This is a genomic window from Leucobacter soli (assembly GCF_042659205.1).
Lineage (GTDB): Bacteria > Actinomycetota > Actinomycetes > Actinomycetales > Microbacteriaceae > Leucobacter > Leucobacter soli.
This window is the reverse complement of the sequence record NZ_JBHSRW010000322.1, coordinates 1-1945: the sequence shown is the minus strand read 5'-3', so window position 1 is coordinate 1945 and position 1945 is coordinate 1. Positions and strand designations below refer to the sequence as shown.

Annotated in this window: 2 protein-coding genes; one reads left to right on the top strand and one right to left on the bottom strand. The window is 72.6% G+C overall.

Annotated features, from left to right (window positions below; translation table 11 throughout):
* Positions 1 to 308, bottom strand: a 308-nt coding sequence (locus ACFPZL_RS12700) for a hypothetical protein (RefSeq protein WP_382335715.1), incomplete at its 3' end; no start/stop codon positions are given.
* 82 nt (positions 309 to 390) lie between these two features.
* On the opposite strand from ACFPZL_RS12700, the gene ACFPZL_RS12695 reads away from it, so the two are divergent.
* Positions 391 to 1945 (top strand): LicD family protein (locus ACFPZL_RS12695; RefSeq protein ID WP_382335713.1); only part of this gene is annotated, 1555 nt, incomplete at its 3' end.

Sequence of the window (1945 nt, the reverse complement as noted above, 5' to 3'; positions counted from 1 at the left end):
CTCCGCAGGCGGAGCACGAGCGCCGGGTCGCCCGATCCCGGCGCGGCGCCGGTCGGCTGCGGAGCGTCGCCTCCCGGATACGCGAGCACGGGCGACTGCTCGATCGATCCGACCGAGACCCGCAGTTCGACCTCTGCACCGGGGTGCAGGAGCGAATGGTAGGCGGCCGCCGACCGCAGCTGTGCGCGCTGCAACTCGGTGAGCGTCGACGTCGCCGGGCCGAACGGATCGGGATCGGAGAGGACCCGATACGGCTCGTGCACGTCTCCCGCCCTTCGCCTCACGGGCTCGCGAGCCCCGACCGTCACTGCCCACATCCTACCGACGCGAGGCGCGTGAGAAGATGGGTCGGACCCGAACCAGACCCGAGCCGAAGGCCGAAACCCGCCCATGCCCCTCCGCGCCACCCGCCGCGCAGTGACGCTGCCGGAGCTGCCCGCAGACGTGCGCTCCGTGGATCTCTGCTTCGGCGAGGATCGGGTCTGGTCGATCGACCTCGACGCGGCGCCTCCGGTCTGGCGCCGGCTCCTCTCGGGGCGGGGCCTCGCCGGCGGTCGCAACGGTCACCCCTGGCCGGCCGCGCTGACTCCCCACCTCCGCGGCAGCACCGCGCTGATCCTGCGGAACTCCGCCGACGGCCGCGAACTCGCCCGGACCGAGGTCCGCTTCACCGACGAGGAGCGCCCCGCACGCGTCGTCGACGAGACCGGGGTGCCGCTCGCGGTCAACAAGTGGGGTCGGCTGGGGCGCACACTCGACGCGGGCGACGACGGGGTGCAGGATCGCATCCTCGATCGCACCGAGGAGATCATCGGGCACCTGGATCGGATGGGACTCCGCCCCTTCATCGTCGGAGGCACCCTGCTGGGAGCGGTCCGCGACGGGGCACTGCTTCCGCACGACGACGACGCCGATGTCGCCTACCTCTCGACCTGCACGAACCCGGTCGACGTCGCCCGCGAGGGCCTCGCCGTCGGGCACCGGCTCGAGGCGTTCGGCTACGAGCTCGTCCGCCACAGCGCCACCCACATGCAGCTCCACTTCCGCGAGCCGGGAGGCGGGGTCGACCACTACGTCGACGTGTTCGCCGCGTTCTTCACCGACGACGGGCTGATCAATCAGCCGTTCCACGTGCGCGGGCCGATGCGCACGGAGCAGATGCTGCCCTTCGGCTCGGCGGCCATCGCCGGGCGAAGCTTCCCAGCGCCGGCCGACACCGACCACTGGCTGACCATCAACTACGACGAGAACTGGCGCACCCCGATCCCGGGGTACCGGCTCGTCACGCCCCTCGACACCCGCCGCCGCTTCGAGAACTGGTTCGGCCTCTTCAACAGCGACCGCGAGTTCTGGGACGATCGGCATCGCCGCGGTGCGGATGAGACCGGCAGCGGCACGGACTGGATCCTGCATCATGCCCCGGAGCTGCGCGCCGGCACGTGCATCGACCTGGGCTGCGGCACCGGCAGCCTCGGAGCCGCGCTGCGCAACGGACCCGGTGGAGCCCGCGAGGGCGCCTCCGGATCGCATGCCGCCGAGTTCGCCCGGCGGATCGTCGCGGCGGACTACAGCCGCGCCGCGTTCGAGGCCGTCGCCGCTCGGGGCGACTCGGGCATCCATCCCGCGACCGTGAACCTGCTCCAGCTCGACGCGCTCGCTCTGCCCCGCGACGCCGGTATCAAGGGCGCGTTCGACCTGGTGGCCGACCACGTGCTCGACCAGGTCGATCCGCAGGCGGTGCCGCAGGCGCTCCGGCTCATACGCATGGCGCTCCGCTCCGGGGGAACCGTGCTCGCGACGTGCCACGCTCGCCGGGATCCGGATCGACCGGATGCGGATCCGACCAACCGCTTCCTGCCGCACGAGCGTTTGAGGCGCCTGGCCGCGCCGCTCGGGCTCGACGTCGAGATCACCCCGCTCGCGCCCCGCTCGCGCGAGCGCCGGC